Source organism: Thermanaeromonas sp. DSM 22490, assembly GCF_056378755.1.
Genome location: NZ_JBJHHE010000011.1, coordinates 39,526 through 61,041 on the forward strand (window position 1 = coordinate 39,526; position 21,516 = coordinate 61,041).

The 21,516-nt window shown below is 48.8% G+C and carries 21 protein-coding genes and 1 tRNA gene; 20 read left to right on the forward strand and 2 right to left on the reverse strand.

Annotated elements, in window-relative coordinates:
* Positions 1–100 precede the first annotated feature (100 nt).
* The 12 genes from AC1BI1_RS08660 to thrS all read left to right on the forward strand — a co-directional run bounded on the left by AC1BI1_RS08660 (position 101) and on the right by thrS (position 11,443).
* Positions 101–736 carry an aspartate/glutamate racemase family protein gene (locus AC1BI1_RS08660; protein WP_476716886.1) on the forward strand — a complete coding sequence of 212 codons (636 nt, stop codon included), beginning with the start codon at positions 101–103 and terminating at the stop codon, positions 734–736.
* 22 nt (positions 737–758) lie between these two features.
* Positions 759–2,360: an OPT/YSL family transporter gene (locus AC1BI1_RS08665; RefSeq protein ID WP_476716887.1), complete on the forward strand. Its 1,602-nt coding sequence runs from the start codon at positions 759–761 to the stop codon at positions 2,358–2,360.
* Positions 2,361–2,378: 18 nt separating this feature from the next.
* A complete protein-coding gene (locus AC1BI1_RS08670; RefSeq protein WP_476716888.1) occupies positions 2,379–3,512 on the forward strand; it encodes a DUF917 domain-containing protein in 1,134 nt (377 codons plus the stop codon).
* Positions 3,502–4,473 (forward strand): DUF1177 domain-containing protein, encoded by a 972-nt coding sequence (locus tag AC1BI1_RS08675; RefSeq protein ID WP_476716889.1) that lies wholly within the window; start codon positions 3,502–3,504, stop codon positions 4,471–4,473. Before AC1BI1_RS08670 ends, AC1BI1_RS08675 begins: the two co-directional genes overlap by 11 nt.
* Positions 4,442–5,287 (forward strand): hypothetical protein, encoded by an 846-nt coding sequence (locus tag AC1BI1_RS08680; RefSeq protein ID WP_476716890.1) that lies wholly within the window; start codon positions 4,442–4,444, stop codon positions 5,285–5,287. The genes AC1BI1_RS08675 and AC1BI1_RS08680 overlap by 32 nt, the downstream gene beginning before the upstream one ends.
* Entirely contained in the window at positions 5,272–5,943 is a 672-nt protein-coding gene (locus tag AC1BI1_RS08685; RefSeq protein ID WP_476716891.1) for an AroM family protein, read from the forward strand. Before AC1BI1_RS08680 ends, AC1BI1_RS08685 begins: the two co-directional genes overlap by 16 nt.
* A gap of 16 nt (positions 5,944–5,959) precedes the next feature.
* Positions 5,960–6,907 (forward strand): aminopeptidase, encoded by a 948-nt coding sequence (locus AC1BI1_RS08690; protein ID WP_476716892.1) that lies wholly within the window; start codon positions 5,960–5,962, stop codon positions 6,905–6,907.
* Positions 6,908–7,021: 114 nt separating this feature from the next.
* Positions 7,022–7,096, forward strand: a tRNA-Val gene (locus AC1BI1_RS08695).
* Positions 7,097–7,250: 154 nt separating this feature from the next.
* Positions 7,251–7,550 carry a zinc-ribbon domain containing protein gene (locus AC1BI1_RS08700; RefSeq protein WP_476716893.1) on the forward strand — a complete coding sequence of 100 codons (300 nt, stop codon included), beginning with the start codon at positions 7,251–7,253 and terminating at the stop codon, positions 7,548–7,550.
* Positions 7,551–7,714: 164 nt separating this feature from the next.
* Positions 7,715–8,584, forward strand: a complete 870-nt coding sequence (gene ytxC, locus AC1BI1_RS08705) for a putative sporulation protein YtxC (RefSeq protein WP_476716894.1) — start codon at positions 7,715–7,717, stop codon at positions 8,582–8,584.
* A gap of 49 nt (positions 8,585–8,633) precedes the next feature.
* Entirely contained in the window at positions 8,634–9,221 is a 588-nt protein-coding gene (locus AC1BI1_RS08710) for a DUF445 domain-containing protein (RefSeq protein WP_476716895.1), read from the forward strand.
* Between the two features lie 317 nt (positions 9,222–9,538).
* Positions 9,539–11,443 carry a threonine--tRNA ligase gene (gene thrS / locus AC1BI1_RS08715; protein ID WP_476716896.1) on the forward strand — a complete coding sequence of 635 codons (1,905 nt, stop codon included), beginning with the start codon at positions 9,539–9,541 and terminating at the stop codon, positions 11,441–11,443.
* Positions 11,444–11,510: 67 nt separating this feature from the next.
* On the opposite strand, the gene dapA is transcribed toward thrS, so the two are convergent.
* Positions 11,511–12,395: a 4-hydroxy-tetrahydrodipicolinate synthase gene (gene dapA / locus AC1BI1_RS08720; protein WP_476716897.1), complete on the reverse strand. Its 885-nt coding sequence runs from the start codon at positions 12,393–12,395 to the stop codon at positions 11,511–11,513.
* Between the two features lie 14 nt (positions 12,396–12,409).
* Complete coding sequence (locus tag AC1BI1_RS08725) at positions 12,410–13,285, reverse strand: MurR/RpiR family transcriptional regulator (RefSeq protein ID WP_476716898.1); 876 nt, start codon at positions 13,283–13,285, stop codon at positions 12,410–12,412.
* Positions 13,286–13,608: 323 nt separating this feature from the next.
* On the opposite strand from AC1BI1_RS08725, the gene AC1BI1_RS08730 reads away from it, so the two are divergent.
* The 8 genes from AC1BI1_RS08730 (at position 13,609) to AC1BI1_RS08765 (ending at position 21,516) form a co-directional block, all read left to right on the forward strand.
* Positions 13,609–14,622: a zinc-dependent alcohol dehydrogenase gene (locus AC1BI1_RS08730; RefSeq protein ID WP_476716899.1), complete on the forward strand. Its 1,014-nt coding sequence runs from the start codon at positions 13,609–13,611 to the stop codon at positions 14,620–14,622.
* A gap of 28 nt (positions 14,623–14,650) precedes the next feature.
* Positions 14,651–15,409 carry a 2-dehydro-3-deoxy-D-gluconate 5-dehydrogenase KduD gene (kduD, locus tag AC1BI1_RS08735; RefSeq protein WP_476716900.1) on the forward strand — a complete coding sequence of 253 codons (759 nt, stop codon included), beginning with the start codon at positions 14,651–14,653 and terminating at the stop codon, positions 15,407–15,409.
* Positions 15,410–15,669: 260 nt separating this feature from the next.
* Complete coding sequence (locus AC1BI1_RS08740; protein ID WP_476716901.1) at positions 15,670–16,158, forward strand: TRAP transporter small permease; 489 nt, start codon at positions 15,670–15,672, stop codon at positions 16,156–16,158.
* A 3-nt stretch (positions 16,159–16,161) separates the two neighbouring features.
* On the forward strand, positions 16,162–17,436 hold the full coding sequence (locus tag AC1BI1_RS08745; RefSeq protein ID WP_476716902.1) for a TRAP transporter large permease: 1,275 nt from the start codon (positions 16,162–16,164) through the stop codon (positions 17,434–17,436).
* Positions 17,437–17,565: 129 nt separating this feature from the next.
* Positions 17,566–18,606, forward strand: coding sequence for a TRAP transporter substrate-binding protein (locus AC1BI1_RS08750; protein ID WP_476716903.1), 1,041 nt, complete (start codon positions 17,566–17,568; stop codon positions 18,604–18,606).
* 17 nt (positions 18,607–18,623) lie between these two features.
* Positions 18,624–19,655: a TRAP transporter substrate-binding protein gene (locus AC1BI1_RS08755; protein ID WP_476716904.1), complete on the forward strand. Its 1,032-nt coding sequence runs from the start codon at positions 18,624–18,626 to the stop codon at positions 19,653–19,655.
* A 108-nt stretch (positions 19,656–19,763) separates the two neighbouring features.
* Positions 19,764–20,234 carry a TRAP transporter small permease gene (locus AC1BI1_RS08760; protein ID WP_476716905.1) on the forward strand — a complete coding sequence of 157 codons (471 nt, stop codon included), beginning with the start codon at positions 19,764–19,766 and terminating at the stop codon, positions 20,232–20,234.
* 4 nt (positions 20,235–20,238) lie between these two features.
* Positions 20,239–21,516, forward strand: coding sequence for a TRAP transporter large permease (locus AC1BI1_RS08765; RefSeq protein WP_476716906.1), 1,278 nt, complete (start codon positions 20,239–20,241; stop codon positions 21,514–21,516).

The following is a 21,516-nucleotide window of genomic DNA, read 5'->3' on the forward strand; positions in this document are numbered from 1 at the left end:
CAAATTACAGCCCCTTTTTTTATGCCGCCTGGCCGTAGAAGCCTGGCGGTTTTCTTTTTATTATTTGGACCAAGGAGTTTTCATTAGGGAGGATTTAAGTGTGCTTGCAGTTATTCGTGTGCTCACTACAAACGATGAAAATTTTCTTAATGCCCACGGACGTATAATTACCGAGAGATTTGGGCTTGCCACGCGGAGTTACTGCATTCCTGACCAACCCAAGGGTATTTATAACGAGGAGACCGAAAGACTAGCTGTGCCCAAGATAGTGAGCTTAGCCCGCCAAGCAGAGAGCGAAGGGGCTGAAGCAATATTTATAAGTTGCGCTGCTGATCCTGCTTTGAAGGAGGTGAGAGCGGAGTGTAGAGTTCCGGTTATCGGTGCGGGTTCGGCGGCAGCTGCAGTGGCCTTGGCCCTGGGGAACAACATTGGTGTACTGAACCTTACCGAGACCACTCCCCTCGCTTTAACCTCGATTCTTGGCCAGCGTTTGGTGGCTGAAGCGAAGCCGGAGGGTGTAGAAAATACTACGGACCTTATGAAGCCTGCCGGTAAAGAGCAAGCCATGAAGGCAGCCGAAAGGTTAGTCCAAAGGGGAGCAGATGTTATTGTCTTGGCATGTACGGGGTATTCTACTATTGGGCTGGCTAGGGAAATAAGAAGACATTTGGCTGTACAAGTGGTCGATGCTGTTGAAGCTGGGGGACTTATGGCGTGGTATGCTTTGCAAAAATAATGATAAAAGGAGGAATGGTTGCATGGATAAGAACTTTCGAGAAGAAACACATCCCAAAGCCTTCGAACCTGCGGTCCTTATTGTTAATATTATCCTTTCTATTCTTGGAGCTATCATTGGCCTGCAGATACTTACAACCCTTGGGGTGACTCCCAATACTTCTATTATCGGTGTACTCGTGGCTATTGCTCTTTCCCGCATTCCCGGGCAGTGGTTTGCTAAATATCGCTCGATTCACCGCCAGAACCTCGTCCAATCAAACATTTCCAGCGCTACCTTTGGGGCGGCAAATTCTTTGCTTCTCCCTATCGGTATTCCTTACCTTTTGGGTCGGCCCGACCTAGTTATTCCTATGCTTATTGGCGCGACTATGGGTATGCTTATTGACCTGGCTATGCTTTACTGGTTCTTCGATTCACGCGTTTTTCCCGGAAAAGCAGCCTGGCCACCGGGGGTGGCTGCAGCCGAAGCCATCTATGCTGGCGATGAAGGTGGGAAAAGGGCCAAATTCCTGGTATTGGGTACTATCATCGGGCTTATTGGGTCACACTTTAAGGTTTCCATGTCCGCCCTTGGCGTAGCTTTTATCGGCAATGTTTGGGCCCTAGCTATGTTTGGAGTAGGTCTCCTACTTAGAGGTTATTCTAAGGTTCTTTTTGGTCTGGATATTAATAAGCTTTACATCCCCCACGGAATGATGATCGGTGCCGGCTTGGTGGCTGGTATTCAGATAGTCGCCATTCTCCTTAAAGGAAGAAAAGGTACATTGGAGTCTGCTGAGGCTGCTTCCTCTAGCGATTACACAAGAGACGAAAAAGAAGTTACCCGAGGGTTAGCCCGCGGTTTCGGTCTTTATATAGCTGCGGCCCTCCTTTTAGCCGTGGTGGGTGGCTTATATGCCGAAATGCCGGCCTGGCAACTTCTGTTTTGGGCAGTTTTTGCTGCGGTTTCCTGCATCCTGGCCGAATTTATCGTTGGACTTTCGGCCATGCATGCTGGATGGTTTCCGGCTTTTGCCACAGCACTTATCTTTCTAGTCTTAGGCATTGCTTTTGGATTCCCAGCGCCTGCCCTGGCCCTTCTGGTAGGATTTGTCGCCTCTGGGGGCCCGGCTTTTGCTGACGCCGGTTACGACCTAAAGGCAGGATGGATCTTGAGGGGTGGTGGGCGCAACCGTCAATTTGAGCTGGAAGGGCGCTGGCAACAATTTCTGGCCGGTCTCGTGGGTCTAGCTGTAGCCTGGATAATGGTTACTTTCTTCCACGATATTTATTTCCGCCAGGATTTGTTCCCGCCTGTCGACCGGGTTTATGTGGCCACCATTAAGGCAGGTGTTGACGCCACTATTGTAAAGAACCTAGTGTTATGGGCTATCCCGGGGGCTTTGATACAGGCCTTGGGCGGTTCCGAAAGGCAGTTGGGTATAATGTTAGCTACAGGTCTTCTAATTCTTAATCCACTAGCAGGTTACGCTGTGCTAGCGGGCATCATCATTCGCGTTTTGGTCCTTAAGCTAGTAGGCAAGGATGCGGAAACCCCCATGACCATTCTAGCTGCTGGTTTTATTGCGGGGGACGCTCTTTATGGCTTCTTCAACTCAGTATTCAAGGCCAAATGGAAGTAGGGTAAAGGAGAAAGAGGCATGGCTTCAAGGATGGTACTTGATTACGAGGATTTAGAAGCAGCTGTATTGGGTGGAGCTGTCCTGGGCGGCGGTGGGGGAGGATCTATGGAATGGGGGCGTAAGCTCGGCCGCCTAGCCTTAGAGCTTGGTACCCCCGAACTAATAGATCTGAAAGACCTTCCCGAAGAAGCTACTCTTCTAACAGTTTCAGCTGTGGGAGCACCCGCAGCCCGGACAGCTTACGTCCGGCCAGTACACTATATTCGTGCCGTTGAACTATTTGTGAAATTTACGGGGGAGCCGATTAGGGGCTTAATCAGCAATGAATGCGGTGGTTTGGCCAGCGTTAACGGGTGGATACAAGCGGCAGCCCTGGGTATACCCCTGGTGGATGCTCCCTGCAATGGTAGAGCCCACCCTACCGGACTTATGGGTTCCATGGGTCTTCATAAGGTGGCCGGGTACATTTCCCAGCAGGTGGCTGTCGGCGGAAATCCCCAGACAAAAAGCTATGTTGAAGTATTCGTGAGCGGTTCGCTGGATGTATCCGCTAGCATAGTGAGGCAGGCTTCAATTCAAGCTGGCGGGCTGGTGGCTGTAGCTAGAAACCCGGTCACTGTGAGGTACGCCAGGGAAAACTCTGCTGCAGGTGCCATAAGCAAGTGCATTAGGGTTGGCAGGGCTATGCTGGCAGCCCGCGAAAAAGGTGCCTGGCAGGCCATTGAAGCTGCGGCCGAAGCTTTGCGGGGGAAAGTGGTGTTTACGGGTCGGGTGGCTTCTGTCAGCCTCGAAACTGCCGGGGGATTCGACGTGGGAAAAGTAATAGTCCAGAACAATCATAAGCTGGCGGAGCTCACCTTCTGGAACGAGTATATTACCCTGGAAGTGGATAACCAAAGAATAGGAACTTTTCCGGACCTGCTGGCTACACTAGATATTAACACTGGACTACCTGTATCTTCAGCGGAGGTAAGGGAGGGGCAGGAGGTTGCTATTTTGCATGTTGCCCGTAATGAGCTTATTCTGGGTAGCGGAATGAAGCATCCTGAGCTTTTCCTCGCCTTGGAAAAAGCTACAGGTAAAGAAGTAATCAAATATATATTTCCAGATTATATATTTTCGGAAGGAGAGGTGCAGGGCTATGGCTCTTAAGCAAGTCCTAGAAGTTTACGAACTCCTGGACAGCGCTTATGTCAACGGTTATGAAGTGGCAGACCTGCTTAAAGGGGCCGGCCTGGAAGAGGTAACAGTGACACGCATTAAGGGGTCCAAAGGTACCACGGATTTTATTAAGGCGGTGGTAAAGGGAAGGAACGGCAAGTCCCAAGGCGGTAGTGCACCTACTTTAGGGATAATAGGGCGATTGGGGGGGTTAGGTGCAAGACCAGAAAGGATAGGTTTTGTGTCCGACGGCGATGGTGCCTTGACGGCAGTTGCGGCCGCATTGAAATTGGCTAACATGCAGCAAAAAGGGGATGTACTGGAGGGTGACGTAATTATCGCTACTCATATATGTCCCGATGCACCCACTCAGCCCCATGACCCGGTACCTTTCATGGATTCGCCAGTGGATATTGCCGAGATGAACCGGAACGAAGTGGACCCGGCTATGGAGGCTATCCTTTCCGTGGATACCACTAAAGGGAACAGGGTAATCAACCACCGCGGTTTTGCTATCTCCCCAACCGTTAAAGAAGGATATATCTTGCGCGTAAGCGAAGATCTGCTCGATTTAATGCAAATTGTTACCGGCAAGTTACCTGTGGTTTTTCCCATTACTACCCAGGATATTACACCTTATGGCAACGGCCTCTACCACTTGAATAGCATCTTACAGCCCTCCACAGCTACAGCAGCCCCGGTAGTGGGTGTGGCCATTACGGCCGAGGTACCGGTGCCGGGGTGTGCTACTGGTGCGAGCCACCTTATAGATATTGAAGCTGCAGTTCGCTTCTGCCTAGAGGTGGCTAAAGCCTTCGGGAAAGGCAAGTGTCGCTTCTACGATGAGGAAGAGTTTGAGCGGTTGAAAGAGCTTTACGGGCCTATGAATCACTTGCAGACTTTGGGGAGAAAAAAGGAATATGCGGGCACAAGTGACCTTGACTGTAGCTGAAGCCAAGCGTATTATCGCCAGGGCCATTGCCACCCTGCCGGAGGTTAAGCAAGCCTTGGAAAATGGTCGTATCCTCCTAAAGGGAGGGACCACCGTTTCGGCTGTGGCCGAGGAGCTTTCGGGAATCACTTTGCGTATCTCAGGACGCGTTAGCCCGAGGGGAACGAAGACGGGGCGGCGCGACGAGGCGGCCCACAGTATCCTTCTGGAAAAGGGCGTATCTCGCAATATCGATGATTGTTTTGCGGAAGCAGTCACTACCTTGGGACCTTCAGATGTGGCTATCATTGGCGCTAACGCCATTGACGCTGGTGGCCGGGCGGCCATAATGCTGGGGCGGCCTTTAGGAGGTGAACCCGGGAAAGGGCTGGCTGGCCTTATGGCTCAGGGATGTAAAATCATTATAGCTTGCGGCCTGGAAAAGCTGATTCCCGGTAGCGTAGATGAGGCTGTCCGGTGTTCTGGGATTAAAGCTACAGATTGGTCCATGGGCATGGCTGTAGGGCTTGTACCGCTGGTAGGGAGAATAGTAACAGAAAAAGAAGCCCTGGAGATTATAGCCAGGGTAAAATGTACTGTTATAGGCAGAGGCGGGATAAGCGGAGCGGAAGGCTCGACGACTATGGTCGTTGAGGGAGAGCCAGAAGAGGTAGAAAAGGCAGTGCTGGCTGCTTTAGCTGTTAAAGGCGCAGAGACCAGCGGTAGCCCGGCAAGCCTTTTAGAGTGTGAGGCTGGAAGCGAAGGTTGCCGGGTACACCATACTTGTGCCTGGAAACACGGAAAGAGAGGGGTACTAGAGTGGTACGTAAGGTAGGCGCTATTACCATAGGCCAGTCACCGCGTGTGGATGTTGTGCCGGAAATGAAGGAAATTCTCGGGGAAAATATAGAGATAATCGAAGGTGGAGCCTTGGATGGGTTGACCTATGAAGAAATCGCGGCGCTGGCGCCAGGCCCCGAGGATTATGTATTAGTTACCCGGTTGAGGGACGGGAGTTCAGTAAAAATAGCCGAGAGGTATATTGTACCGAGAATGCAAGCCCAGATCGATAGGCTCGTTGCTGAAGGAGCCGAAATGATCGTATTGCTGTGTACTGGTGAGTTTCCTAACTTTTCCTGTCCCAGGTTAATCTTAAAGCCCCAGGTTATCTTACATCACTTCACTTCAGGTATAGCTACGGGAAGGCGACTAGGGGTTATAGTTCCGGATAAAGACCAGGAAGAGCAAGCAAGGGCGCGCTGGGCCGGAGTAGGAGAAATTCTGGCGGTGGAAGCTGCCTCGCCCTATGGACCGAGGGAAGAAATCTGGCGCGCTGCCTCTTCCCTTAGGGAGTGGCAGGCAGAGGTAATAGTGCTTGACTGTATCGGATTTAACGTGGAAATGAAGAAGGAAGTAAGGCACTACGCTGGCGTACCGGTGATATTGCCGCGTACAGTTCTGGCTCGTACTCTCCAGGAATTGATAGCCTAAGGGAGGGTAAGTAGTTTTGAACGATTTAAAAGCTGTGGCTAAAAGGCTCTTGCTAAGCTCTATGGCTTTGCAGAAAGGCGAAAGACTACTGGTAGTAACTGATACCTCGGCTGTCACCATTGGCGAAGCCATTTTCCAAGCCGGAGAAGAGATTGGAGCTTCGGCGGTATTAATTAAAATGGCTCCCACCGGACGGCACGGGGCCGAGCCTCCCCTGCCCGTGGCGGCAGCCATGGAAAAGTCTGACGTAGTCCTTTGCCCCACCCAATATTCTTTAACGCACACCCAGGCAAGACTTAAGGCCTGTGAAGCCGGAGCCCGGGTGGCTACCATGCCGGGCATCACCGAAGAGATGTTTTTTGAAGGGGCCGTGGCAGCCGACTACGAAGAGGTAGCCCGGAGGACCACTGCACTGGCTGGGCTTCTTTCCGAAGCCAAAACAGCTGTTGTAGTAAAAGATGGCTTAGAATTGAAGCTTTCCCTTGAAGGGCGGAGGGGAATAGCTAGCACCGGCCTTTATCGACGCCCAGGAGAATCGGGAAATCTACCTTCAGGTGAAGCTTACATTGCGCCCGTAGAGGGGAGCGCAGAAGGGGAAACGATTATCGACGGCTCTATAGCGGGTATTGGGCGGTTGAGCGGTCCTGTAAAAGTGGTAATTAAAGGGGGAGTTCTACTAGAAGCTCAGGGCCCTGAAGGCCAGCAACTGCTGCAACTTCTAGGAGATTCTCCGGAAGCCAGAAATCTTGCGGAATTGGGCATAGGCACCAACGACCGGGCCAGAGTTTCAGGTATCATCTTAGAAGATGAGAAAGTATACGGAACGGTGCATCTTGCCTTTGGAGACAACGCCACTTTTGGAGGCCGGGTGAGGGCAGGTGTGCATATTGACGGAGTTATCCTGGCCCCCGATCTGTACCTGGACGGGAAACTAGTGGTATCCCAGGGAAAGATAATGCTGTAACCTGGTATTCACAGTGGATCTTCTAGAGATTTAGACCTAAAAACTGGGGATAACTCAGGCCTAAAAGCCTTGACTTTAGAGATATTTTAAGGCATAATAAAAATCGTCAAGTGTGGGCTCGTAGCTCAGTGGGAGAGCACCTCCTTGACGCGGAGGGGGTCGCAAGTTCAATCCTTGCCGAGCCCACCAGCGCAAGAAGGCAACCGAAGGGCTAAAGCCCGCAGGTTGCTTTTATTTTTTAAAGCCTCTAAAAGTGAACGGCTCGGCCCCAAACTTTAACAGTCAAAAGTGTCGGTACGGGTCCGTTACTTTAGGGAGTAAAAATTCAAGGAGAGGGTTAGAAGTGTTCAAGGACAAAGTTTTGACCTGCAAGGAATGTGGGGCTGAGTTTGTGTTTACAGCAGGGCAGCAGGAATTTTTCCAGGAAAAGGGTTTTACTAACGAGCCTTCCCGTTGTCCTGCGTGTCGAGCTGCCAGGAAGCAGCGGAACTCCGGCCGCAATGGTTTTTCTGGCCGGCGGACCATGTACCGTGCGACATGCAGCCGCTGTGGAGCGTTGACGGAGGTGCCCTTTGAACCGAGGTCCGATCGTCCTGTCTATTGCCGGGACTGCTATCAGATGAAGCGCGTAAATTACAGATAAGCCCAAAAGTTAAGGCTGGAGCGTACATCTCCAGCCTTAACTTTTGGTTACGGGAGGTTTATATTTATTTTTTGGCCTTTTATTTCCATGATATGTTGCCGGAGTAGGAGTTGTATACAAAAATGGAGGGGCACATATAATATCACCACAAGGGGGTGTAACCCATGAGCATACTCCTGGCAACAGCTAGGTCGCCGGATGTCCTCGTTACTAAACTTTATAGCCTGCTAGGAAAAGAATTGAGCCTCCAACAGTGGCAGATGGGGGGCTTTAATTTCTGCCGGTGCCACATAACTACAGGGAAAAGTTCACTTTCGGCCAAAACTAGAAAGCAATTTCAGGAGCAAGTGGCCCATAGTGTAGCGGCCTTTATTATCGAAGTGGTAGAGGAAGAGCTCCTGGAAAAAATTATTTGGAATCAATATGAAGTTGAGGAAAAGCAAGAAGCTAGAGATCTTTGCTTCCGGGCAAAAAAAATTTTAGAACAAGAAGAGAAAGGTTGCGTGCAAGGATCTTACTCGCGCGGAGAACTCTTGGCTAGGCGGCTTAAAGAGTATCTGCAAGATAATAACTACCTAAATATTGACGGTTTTGTTCAGTTTCGCCTTCCTGATTATTTGTTAGAACTGGAACAGGCCGCGGAAGAGGCTGTCGAAGAATATATTATGGAAAAAGAATACGATGAATTCATTTGCGTCCTCAGGTATTTTGTAGAAATCCAGGAGCCACGGGTAGAAAAGGTCCATGTGGTTTTAAGCCCCAAGGGAGGCTTTCAGCTATATGATGGGGAAAATAAAAGCTTAGAGAGGGATTACCTGGAAGGTTTTATCGTTGATGTGGGGGATAGCGAACTGAATTATGAAGACCTTTTGCTGAGCGCCCTGATTACCCTGGCGCCGCGCCAGGTGATCTTGCACGGGAGCGAAAAAGGAAAAGCCAGGAGTATCATTAATACCATAAAAAACGTCTTTGGTGAACGAGTAACTGTGTGCAATGGCTGCAATCGGTGTCGCCAACTTTTGCATAAGTTTTAGTACCTTGTTTTTTACCCCGCTATCTGTTATTATCAGGCGGGGTGAGTTTGTGTTTAAATGGTTAGTTATTCCCCTTTTAGGGGCTTTTATCGGGTGGATAACTAATGTTTTGGCCATTCGTCTGCTCTTTCGCCCGCGACGCCCTTACAGGTTTCTTTTTTGGACTTTGCAAGGGCTCATTCCTAAACGACGGGCCGAGATAGCCGCCAGCCTAGCTGCGGTAATAGACAAAGATCTTCTTCCCCTGGATGAGATTATAAATCGACTTAAGACCTCGGCTGTGGAAGAGCGGGTGGGTACTTTAGTAGGTGAGCTGGTGCGCCAGAGGGTAGAGGAGCGCTTTCCCCCTTTCTTGCCGCCGGCTTTAAAACAGGCAGTGAGCCATGCTTTAGAAGAGACCATCCGCCGGGAAGTTCCCGGATTCCTGCAAAGGTTGGAGAAGGAATTTTTACCCTCCGCTCAGGAATATTCCTTGGGGAAAATGTTGGCCGAGAAATTGAACAGGCTGGATCTGGAAAAGGTTGAAGAACTGATAATAGCTGTGGCCTCCCGCGAGCTGCGCTATATCGAGATTTTAGGTGGAGTCTTGGGATTTATTATCGGTTGGATACAAGCCATGTTAATTCTCTTTTCTTGACAATTAATGCAGTCCCTGGCTATAATTTAGCTTGTACTAGAATATAGACTAATGGCAAGGAAGGGGAAAAAAGGCCTTTCGCCAGCCCCCAGAGAGGGGGTGCCGCGGCTGGAAGCACCCCTGGGTTTTAAGGGAGAGAGCCTTACCGCCCTGGAGCTGCCGGGCCGAAAAGAGTAAGCCCGGCCGGAAAGCCACCGTTACGAGGCGCCAGAGGGGGGCAAAGGATTTGCTCCTGAAGAAGGGTGGAACCACGAGAGAAACTCTCGTCCCTTTGGTGGGCGAGAGTTTTTTCGTTGTAAAGGAGGTAATAGAGGAATATGCGCATCACCTTGCCTGACGGCTCCCAGAAAGAGTATCCGGACGGTATAACAGCTTTACAGGTGGCTCAAGACCTGTCGCCACGTCTGGCCAAGGAAGCCCTGGCAGCTCGAGTGAATGACGAAGTATGGGATTTGACGCGGTCCCTTCCCGATGACTGCCGCTTGGAGCTTTTAACCTTTAGTGATGAAGGGGGACGCTTGACTTATCGCCACAGCGCTGCCCATGTGTTAGCTCAGGCTGTTAAGCACCTTTTCCCCGGTACGAAGCTGGGTATTGGACCAGCAATTAGCGATGGATTTTATTATGACTTTGACACCGAGCATAAATTTACTCCGGATGACCTGGCGGCCATTGAAGAGGAAATGAGGCGGATTATTAAGGCCGACTATCCCTTCGTGCGCAAAGAGGTGAGCCGCCAGGAGGCTCTAGAGCTCTTCAAAGAGCTGGACGAGCCCTATAAAATTGAACTTATCAACGAATTGCCCGAGGGAGTTCCTATAAGTATTTATCAGCAAGGGGATTTTTTGGATCTCTGCGCCGGCCCCCACTTACCGTCCACCGGTTACCTTAAGGCTATAAAATTGACCAGCCTGGCGGGAGCTTACTGGCGGGGCAGCGAGGCTAACCCCATGTTACAGCGCATTTATGGTACTGCTTTTCCCAAGGCGTCCCTTTTGGAAGAATATCTGCAGCGCCTGGAAGAGGCCAAAAAGAGGGATCACCGCCGGCTGGGTGCCCAGCTAGGTATCTTTAGCCTGCAGGAAGAAGGTCCCGGCTTCCCCTTTTTCCATCCCAAAGGTATGGTGCTGCGCAATGAATTGGAGCAGTTTTGGCGGGAAGAGCACCGCCGGGCCGGGTACCTGGAGATCCGGACCCCCATAATTTTGCACCGTTCTCTATGGGAAAGATCTGGCCACTGGGAGCATTACCGGCAAAACATGTATTTTACCAAAATAGATGAGACAGATTATGCCATCAAGCCCATGAACTGCCCGGGCGCTATCCTGGTGTATAAAAGTGAACAGCATAGCTACCGGGACTTTCCCTTGAGGCTGGCGGAGATGGGTCTGGTCCACCGTCACGAGAAATCAGGAGTCCTTCATGGCCTGATGCGAGTGCGAGCCTTTACCCAAGATGATGCCCACATTTTCATGTTACCTTCCCAGGTTGAATCCGAAATCCAAGGTGTTATTGACTTAGTGGATAGATTTTATAGCCTTTTCGGCTTCAAATACCATGTAGAGCTTTCCACCAAGCCCGACAATGCCATGGGCTCCGACGAGATTTGGGAAATGGCTACTAATGCTTTGCGCCAGGCCCTGGAAGCTAAGGGAATGGAGTATAAAGTGAATGAAGGTGACGGCGCCTTTTACGGCCCCAAGATCGATTTTCACTTGGAAGACTCCTTGGGCCGTACCTGGCAGTGCGGCACCATACAGTTAGATTTTCTCATGCCTGAGAAGTTCGACCTTACCTACATCGGTGAAGATGGACAGAAACACCGGCCGGTAATGATCCACCGGGTGGTTTTCGGCAGCATCGAAAGATTTATAGGCATTTTAATTGAGCACTATGCGGGTGCCTTCCCAGTATGGCTGGCTCCGGTGCAGGTTAAAATCCTTCCTATAGCTGACCGGCACCATGAATACGCTTATAAGGTGCGAGAAACCTTGGTGGAGGCCGGTGTAAGGGCCGAAGTAAACGAACGCAACGAAAAGATCGGGTATAAAATCCGGGCGGCGGAGGTGGAGCGTATCCCCTATATGCTGGTGATAGGTGACAAAGAGGTAGCTGAAGGTACAGTAGCTGTGCGTGAAAGGGGCAAAGGCGACACTGGCAGCGCAACGGTGACCGATTTTATTGCTCGGATTACGCAAGAGATAAAGGAACGGAGAAGATAGAGTGGAGGTTGGATTTAGGGCCCTGGTAAAGCCTTGCCAGGGCCCTATATACTTTTTTAGCTCTACGCTAAATAAGATTTAATGAGCGCAAACCTGCGGTTAACTGTTCCTCTTCTTTGTCTGTTAAAGGCCGGAAGGGCGGGCGTACAGACATAAAGGGAAGGCCCCTCATGGTGAGGGCATAACGGTAGGGAGTAATATAAGGCCCCTCCTTCAGGATAGAGCGGAGGCGGTTAACAAAATATTGCTTTTCTCTGGCCAAGCTCAAGTTACCGGCCAGGTAAGCTTGGTAAAGTTCAACACAGGGTTCGGGAAAGACGTTAGCCACGGCTGAGACTACTCCTGCCCCACCCATTACCAGCGCAGGTAGGATAAGGGTATCGGTACCTACAATTACAGTGAAATTGGGGCCCAGGGTATCTATATAATCTTCCAGCCGGGTCATATCCTTGGAGCTATCTTTTAAACCGCAAATATTAGGGGAGGCTTCAGCCAGCCTCTTGACCAGGCGCGGTTTAAGGTCGTTCTTGGCATTGCCCGGAATGTTATAAAGATAGATTGGAAAATCAGGCACTGCTTCGGCCACAGCGCGAAAATGGGCCTCTAAAGCTTGCTCATCATGGGGAAAGTAAAAGGGTGGTAATACAGCGGCGGCATCCGCACCTATTTCCCTAGCGTGTTTTGTAAGTTCAATTGTATCTTCGGTAGTGATGGCCCCAGTTTGTACAATGACGGGTACCCTTTTCTTGGCCTGGTCCACAACCACTTCGGCAATTTTTTTGCGCTCTTCTAGCTTAAGGGCCGGTCCTTCACCATTGGTACCGGTGGGGAACAGACCGGTTACACCGCGATCAATAAGAAAATCCACGTAAGTACGTAAGAGCCCGAAATCTATCTCGCCACCCTCATTAAAAGGGGTTAGCATAGCGGGAATAATGCCTTTTAATTGCATGTTTCCTCTCCCCTTCAATAACGCTTTAAAGCGATGCTACGCCGCATCTTATCTATAGCTACAAGGCTTTCTTCCTGCCTTAGCATAGAAACTCCCACTACTATCAAGTCAATAAGGCAAAGCTGCGCAATTCTGGCGGCCATGGCTTCACTGCGGAAGGTCGTTTCGCGGGCCGCGACTACTAGTTTAATATCTGAGACCTTAGTGATGGGCGATTTCATAAAGCTGGTGATGCAAATGGTAGTAGCTCCGGCGTTTTTGGCGATCTTCAAAGATTCAATTACATCTTTGGTACTCCCTGAATGAGAAATACCTACTGCTACATCCTGATCACCCAAAAAGCCAGCCGAAATGATTTGCATATGGGCATCATTATAAGCAGCACTCAGCAAACCGGTTTTAAACATTTTGTGATGGGCATCGAGGGCTACGAAACCGGAAGCGCCAACACCGTAAAAATCTATTTTGCGTGCTGAGGCGATAGCCCGGATAGCTCTTTCCAATTCGTTGTAATCTAAGATTTTAAGAGTATCAGATAAGCTCTCCATGGCGCTGTGAAAAACTTTGTGGCTCATGGTGCGCAGATCGTCAGTTGGCAAAACTTCTTCGTGAATGCTTTTTATGGGTTCAACCAGATCGCGGGCTAGGGATATCTTAATTTCCTGAAAACCATTATAACCCAGTTTTTTACAAAGACGCACAACAGTGGCTTCGGCCACTTCGCACTTTTCAGCTAGCTCAGTGATGGACATGTGCACAATTTCGTGGGGATTATTAAGGATCCACTCTGCCACGCGGGCTTCAGCCGGTCGTAACGATGGGTGGATACTCCGTAGCTTTACCAGAGTGCCCTCTAGAGTTGAAATGATGTTTCTTGAGGGATTAATCATTTATGCTTTCCTCCTACGTGCCCCTGGCTTTTCATAATGTATAGTTCGACGTTTTCCTTTTAATTTCCTTTTAAAGAAACTATTTTTTGTTATTATATTATAAAACCTCCTTAGCGTCATCCATAAAGTTTCCAACCCCTCTAGTAGTACCTAGACTAATCAGTCTGCTGAGTTTAAAATTGATAAGATATTTTCACCTAGCATATTAAATATCAAAAATTTTTCCAAGTCAAGAAGGAATTTTTCTCGATCTTATGGAATTATATTATATGTCTGGCGAGCTACACTCCTGCTCAGGGGTAGCACAAGGGAGGAAAAGGGGCTTGAAAGCACTAGTTTACGAAGGGCCGAGAAAGCTGCGGCTTAAGGCTATTGATAATCCACAACCGGGGGCAGGAGAGGCACTGCTCAAAGTATTTTACGCTGGTATCTGCGGTACCGACATGCACATTTATCATGGGGTTCACCCGCGAGCCCGGGCTCCCCTGGTTATGGGACACGAGTTTTGTGGTGAGGTAGTTTCTTTAAATGGCAAGAGCGACAAAGTAAAAGTAGGAGACAAGGTAGTAGTAGAGCCTTTATTATCCTGTGGGAAGTGTCATGCTTGTCGAACAGGTGCTTATCACGTATGTGCCCACCTGGGTTTGCTGGGCATCGATCGGGATGGTGGCTACGCAGAATATGCGGTAGTTCCTACAAACAGGCTACATAAGATACCGGATGATATGTCCCCCGTTGAGGCAACCTTAGTTGAGCCGGTGGCCGTGGCGGTCCATACTGTTCGCCTCTCTAGGTTAAGGATGGGTGATGTAGTAGCAATATTGGGCGCCGGGCCTATCGGTACTCTGGTGGCTGAAGCTTGCAGGGCGGCTGGGGCGAGAGAAGTAATCGTAACCGACGTGTCTAGTGAACGTATAAAAAGAGCCCGGGCGCGGGGCTTTTTGGTGTTGAATCCGCTCACCGATGATATTGTAACTGAGATAAACAGGATAACCGGGGGAAAAGGTGCTGATATAGTATTTGACTCAGCCGGAGTTAGGGCAACAGCGGAATTGGGTACCAGGCTAGTAAAAATCCGAGGACAGATTGTGGTAGTTGCCGTATTTAATGAGCCGCCCAATGTAGATTACAGGTCTGTTAACTTCCGAGAATTAGATATTACTGGGGTTAGAGTGTATAATTTTGAAGACTATGAGATTGCGGTAGATATGGTGTATAAACAGAGGATCAAAGTAGACGGAATAGTAACCCATATTTTCGGATTAGAAGAAGCTGAACAAGCCTTTACCACCATGGAAAAAGGAGAAGGCATGAAGATTCTGTTTCACATTCCCTGACGGGAAGTTCCTTGGGAGGGCAGGTTAAATGCTAGAATTATTTGATCTACACGGTAAAGTAGCTCTAGTCACAGGGGCTAGTAGGGGAATAGGGCAGGCCATTGCGATAGGATTGGCCAAGGCCGGAGCGGACTTGGCAGTTGTGAGCAGGGGTAACTTGGAGGAGACCGAAAGACAGATTCTCGAGACAGGCAGGAGATGCTTAAAAATTAATGCGGATCTCTTTAATCCGGGCCAGGCTAAAGAAGTTATCATAGGCAAGACCTTGGAAACCTACGGGCGGCTGGATATATTGGTCAATAATGCTGGGATCCAGCGGCGCAATCCGGTACTAGAATTTACGGAGAAGGACTGGGATGACGTCATACAAGTAAACTTAAAGGCTGTGTTCATCCTTAGCCAGGCAGCGGCCGCCATTATGAAGAAAAATGGATGGGGTAAAATAATCAACCTGGCTTCTATGCTTTCCTTTCAGGGCGGTTATACGGTTCCGGCCTATGCAGCCAGCAAAGGCGGTGTAGCCCAGCTGACCAAAGCCTTGGCCAACGAGCTGGCAAGATATGGGGTAAATGTTAATGCTATCGCCCCTGGTTATATTGATACCGAAATGAATAAATCCCTGATGGCTGACGAAGTGAGAAACAGGCAGATTTTAGAAAGGATACCCGCTGGCCGGTGGGGGAAGCCGGAAGACCTGGTGGGAGCAGCTATTTTTCTGGCTTCTCATGCTTCGGATTATGTTAATGGACATATTTTATGTGTAGATGGCGGGTGGCTGTCCAGGTAGGGCTATTCTTTTCATTTGCCTTAATCGCAGAATAAAATTATTTTAAACTTAGGCCCAAATTATTTTAAAGTAAACCAAATGCAATACGAGAGCTTTCACAATGATTTCCTTGATTCTGTTGAAGCTAGCCCTAGTAAAAAACAAAAATGATTTCAGTTTAATGGATCTATTAATTAAAATTTTTTTCGACGCGAGCAGGAATTTTTGACTTCTTGTCTAATGTAAAATATGAAAGATCGATGGACTAAGGGGGTAAAAAGGTGGCGGGTAAGGGCTCCGAGCTGTGGAAAAAGCCGCTGGAGTATATATCAGCAGTTCTTTTGGGTGTGATGGTTGTAGTGGTATTTGCAAATGTGATATTCCGCTATTTTTTGAATTTTTCATTGGCATTTACGGAAGAGATATCTCGGTTTATGTTTATATGGATTGTATTTATAGGGGCTTTTCTCGCCCTTGTAGAGTATGGTCATTTGGGGATCGACATTGTGGTTAAGCAGTTTCCTGCCGTGGTGCAGAAATGGATACAAATTTTAGTAGACGCGTTAATGACTGCTGCTCTAATAATTCTTTTTATAGGCGGTGTCCGGCTTACTAGTGGTAATTTCAGCTGGCCCGCCCCGGCTACGGGCATTCCTTATGGAATAGTGGAAATTATTGTGCCCATAATGTCGGCCGCTATGTTGTTACTTGTAGTGTGGAGATTGGTGGGTAGGCTCATTTCCTTTAAAGAGGCTGGGAGGGGAAAATAGTAGATGCTAGTTGTATTTCTTGTTTCGTTGTTTGGTTTATTAATTTTAAGCCTGCCAGTTGCTTTTGCCCTTATATTAACAGCTGTGATTATGATGTTGTATTTAAATACTCTGTCCTTTGAAATGATTGCTCAAAGTATGATTAGAGGAATAGATAATTTCCCTTTATTGGCTATCCCCTTTTTCATGCTGGCAGGAGAGATCATGAATGCTGGCGGCCTTTCGGGCCGAATCGTGCGTTTTGCCAAGTCACTGGTCGGCTTTTTGGCGGCCGGGCTGGGCTATGTAGCTGTAGTCGCCAGTATGATCTTTGCCGGCATATCTGGTTCGGCTATTGCTGATACTTCGGCTATAGGCTCGGTATTGCTGCCCATTATGAGGGAAGAAAAGTACAACATCAATAGAAGTACCGCACTGATAGCTGCAGCCGGTACCATAGGGCCGGTTATTCCTCCTAGCATTCCCATGATCCTTTACGGGGTAGTGGCAGGAGAATCTATTGTAAAGCTGTTTCTAGGGGGCGTAATCCCGGGTATTCTAATCGGGTTGGGCTTGATGTTCGTGTGGTACCTTGTATCCAGGAAGGAAGGGTATACTGCCAGCGAGCGCATATCCCTGGCTGAAATGTGGTATTCCTTCAAAGAAGCCTTCTGGGCACTGCTACTCCCGGTTATCATCTTGGGGGGTATTTTGACAGGGATTTACACCCCCACGGAAGCGGCAGTTATTGCTGTAGTGTATGCCTTGGTGGTGGCCTCTTTGATTTACCGTTCCTTGCGGTGGTCTGACTTGCTGCCTATTATGGTTTCTACCGTCCGGGGAACTGCAGTGGTCCTTTTCGTCTGTGGGGCAGCAACTGCAGCAGCCTACCTGATAACCCTGGCTCAGGTGCCCAAAATGTTGGCTGATGCCCTATTATCTATTTCTGATAACCGTTACGTAATATTATTTTTGGTCAATATCTTGCTGTTATTGGTCGGCATGGTTATGGACCTCACTCCGGCACTTCTCATATTGGCGCCCATATTGCTTCCGGTGGTAACTCGAGTGGGTGTAGACCCCCTCTTCTTTGGAGTTATAATGGTGGTCAATCTCTGTATAGGCCTGATCACTCCTCCGGTAGGAACCGTACTGTTTACCGCCTGCGGCTTGAGCAAGTTGAATATGTCGGAAGTAGTGCGCGAACTCTGGCCGTTTTTGTTAGTCATGGTAGCAGTTCTTTTCTTGATTACTTATATACCCCCTCTGGTACTTTATATTCCCGGATTAGCACGCTAAGTTCTGCACTTTTAAATTTGTCGCTCTCGAGGATATGAGAAAGGGGGTATGCCTTATAGGATAGCAGGTTTTCAAATTAGTACCCTTTATAAAAAGAAGAAATTATGAACAAGGAGAGGAGGAAGGAGCTTGATTAAAAAAGTAATCTCCCTTTTGGTCTTGGCGGTTACGTTACTGCTGGTGGTGGCAGGCTGCGGGGGGAAGCCTGCGAGCGAACAAAAGGCATCTTCTTCCCAACCTCAGAAGAAAATCATAAAGGTGGGAATAGGTCTTAATGAGAAGAGCCCTCAATACAAAGGGTTGGAAAAATTTAAGGAGATGGTAGAAAAGGGCTCTAACGGCAAGTTTGAGGTCCAGCTTTATCCTAACAGCCAGCTGGGCGACGATGTTAAAATGATGGAAGCTCTGCGCATGGGGACCCAGGAGATGACCTGTCCCTCCACAGCTCCCATAGCGGGCCTAAGCAAGAAGTTTATGGTGTTCGACTTACCCTTCCTGTTCCCCAATGAACAGGTAGCGGATAAAGTTTTGGACGGCCCCGTGGGTCAAAAAATCCTGGATAGCCTGCCGGAAAAAGGGATTATCGGCTTGGCTTACTGGGAGAATGGTTTTCGCCAACTCACCAATAGTAAGCGTGAGGTGAAAAGTCCTGCTGATCTGAAAGGTCTAAAGATCCGTACCATGGAGAACCAGGTGCATCTCGCCACCTTCCGGGCTTTAGGGGCTAATCCCACACCCATGCCCTTTGGCGAGTTGTTCACAGCCATGCAGCAGGGTACCATCGATGGACAGGAGAATCCTTTGACTACCATTTACCTTCAGAAGTTCTATGAGGTGCAAAAATATGTCACCCTTACAAACCACTTCTACAGTCCCTTTGTTTTCATGATCAGTAAAAAGTTCTGGGATGGTTTATCCAAGGAAGACCAGGATCTCATCAAGAAGGCTGCCAGAGAAGCTGGCGATTTCCAGCGCCAGTATAACCGCGAGCAGATGAAGCAAATGGCTGACAACCTACGTAAGGCAGGTATGGTAGTCACCGAACTCACGCCCGAACAAGCGAATGAATTCCGGAAAGCTACTGAAGGGGTATATCGGCAGTTTGAAAATGAAATCGGGAAAGACCTTATTGAGCAGGTTAAGGCTGAGATAGCCAAGTATAGTAAGTAAGAAGGAAGGGATAGGGATTGCTTAAGTTTAAGAAGGTAGCGGGTATAATAGCTGTATTTACGCTTCTGGCTTTCGCCGTCGTTGGATGTGGTGGGGGTCAGAAGCAGCAAGCTGGAGACCAGAAAAGCGGCCAGGGTGGGAAGAAAATAACCATCAAGGTGGCTCACTATTTCCCGGAAACCCATCCTCAAAACAAAGCGCTACTGGAAGTCTTTAAACCTGAGGTAGAGAAGAACAGCAACGGCAAGTTCGTAGTTGAGGTGTATCCCAATAACCAGCTGGGTGGAGAAAAAGAATTCATTGAGGGCGTCAGAAACGGCACTATCGAAATGGCTATGCCGGGGCTATTGATTGCTGAGACTCTCCCCAAATTGCGGATAGCAGAGCTACCTTATCTATTCCGGGATTACGATCATGCCAGGAAAGTATATAATAGCCCCATTAAGGACCAGATGCTAGAAGGATTGATTCAACAAGGGATGCGACCCCTGGCCATTACCGTGAATGGGCTACGGGCTGTTTCCAATTCTAAAAAACCGATCAATAGCATTGAAGATTCCAAGGACATTCGTTTACGTGTTCCTCAGAATCCCATCTTTATTGATGGTTTGAAAGCTATGGGATTTAACGTTATGACCATGCCTATGTCGGAGCTGTTCAGCGCCCTGCAGCAGAAGGTAGTAGATGGTCAGGAGAACCCGCCCACTACCCTGCTGACTGCCGGGTGGTATGAAGTACAGCCTTATCTTGCCCTGACCAACCATATCTTGGGACCCAATGTGTTTATTATTAGCGAGAAGTTCTGGCAGACCTTGTCTCCTGAGGACCAAAAAATTATTGCTGAGGCTGCCCAAAAGACAGCTGAGTATGAATGGGACGCCCTGATTAAAGCTGAGAAAGAAGCTATCGAAACTTTAAAGCAAAAAGGTATCAAGGTTACCACACCTGACCTTGGGCCTTTCCGCGAGGCAGTTAAGCCTGTATATGAGAAGTGGATGAGGGACTATCCGGAGGTTAAGCCTGTTATAGAGGCTATTCAGAAGATGTAACGTCCCTTGGGTAAGAGTTAGCCAAGTCGGTTGTAGTAGCCCGGAAAGCAGCCTCTCCGGGCTACTATAACTGTTCAGTATTGTAATGCGCGGGAAGGAGGGTACAGAGTGAGTTCGAATAAAGCTATTCTGATCAGGTTGCTGGAATATATAGTGGGAATCCTTCTAGTAATAATGGTAATTGTGGTCTTTGGGAATGTCGTGGCCCGTTATGTCTTCGGTAAGACCTTTGCCTGGTCGGAAGAAATTTCCCGCTTCGTGCTGGTCTATCTGGTGTTTTTAGGTGCTATTATTGCCATGTACCGGCAGCAGCACCTGGGGGTGGATATTTTATACAAACTTACGCCACCTGGAGTACAGAAGGTCTTGCGCATAATTGCCGGCATACTGGTGTGTATAGTGCTGGTAGCTATGATTGACGGCGGCAGGAAAATGGTAGAGCTAGGCATGACGTGGCCCGCTCCCGCTACCAGAATTCCTTATGGATATATTAATCTGACCATACCTTTTAGCGCTTTTGGCATGCTTCTCATTGTTGTGGGCCGCCTATTCAGAGAATTTAGAGGTAGGAGTGAATAGCAGGGTGCTAACCGTATTCTTGATCAGCCTTTTCGCCTTTCTCCTGGTAGGAGTGCCCATAGGTTTTTCCTTGGCCTTAACCGCTATCGTACTTATGTTTGTTAAGGGCAGCGTAGCTACCAGTACCATCGCCCAGTACTTTATGTATGGTGTAGATAATTTCCCCCTGATGGCTATTCCTTTTTTCATGCTGGCCGGTGAGATTATGACTGTGGGGGGACTTTCGGAGCGCATAGTAAACTTTGCCAAAGCTTTAATCGGCCATATCAAAGGCGGCTTAGGTTATGTATCAGTCCTAGCTTGCATGATTTTTGCCGGGGTTTCGGGTACGGCCGTAGCGGATACCTCGGCTATCGGTTCCATTATGCTGCCGGTTATGGAAAAGGAGGGCTATCATAAGGGTAAAAGTACAGCTCTTATCTGTGCGGCGGGGTGTATCGGACCCATAATACCTCCCAGCCTGCCCATGATCTTATACGGTGTTATTGCAGGCGTCTCGGTTACCAAGCTTTTCTTAGGCGGAATTTTTCCGGGTGTAGTTATAGGCCTGGCCTTAATGATCCACTGGTACTTTATTGCCCGCAAGAGTGGGTACCCGGTAACGGAGAGGGCTTCGTTTAAAGAATTGTTTGTAGCCACCAAGGATGCCTTTTGGGCTCTTATAATGCCGTTGATAATTTTGGGTGGCATTGTCAGCGGTATCTTTACGCCTACAGAGGCCGGTGTAATAGCAGTAGTATATGCCTTTGTGGTGTCGGGGCTAATTTATCGTGAGCTTAAATGGAAAGACTTGCCCCGCGTACTGGTCGATGCAGCCATAGGGACCTCTATAGTTATTTTTGTCTGCGGGGCTGCTACCGCCGCCGGGTATTTTATTACTGTGGCCCGTATCCCGCACCTTCTAGGTGAGACTGTCAGGGCACTGGCCAGCACGCAGTTGGGGGTCTTGATTGTTATAAACGTTCTACTACTTTTGGTAGGTATGGTTATGGATTTAACTCCGGCTTTACTTATCTTGGGACCTATTTTAGTTCCTATAGCTAAAAGTTTTGGTATAGATCCGGTATATTTGGGCGTGATTATGACCGTTAACCTGGCTATCGGGCTACTGACTCCACCGGTTGGCTCTGTCCTTTACGTAGGTTGCCGCCTAGGACGTTTGAGTATTGTAGAGCTCAGCAAGTACATTTACCCCTTTGTGCTTACCATGGTTATCGTCCTGTTTATCATGTTGTTTATACCCCAGGCAGTTATGTTTATTCCCAATCTTGTGGGACGGTAA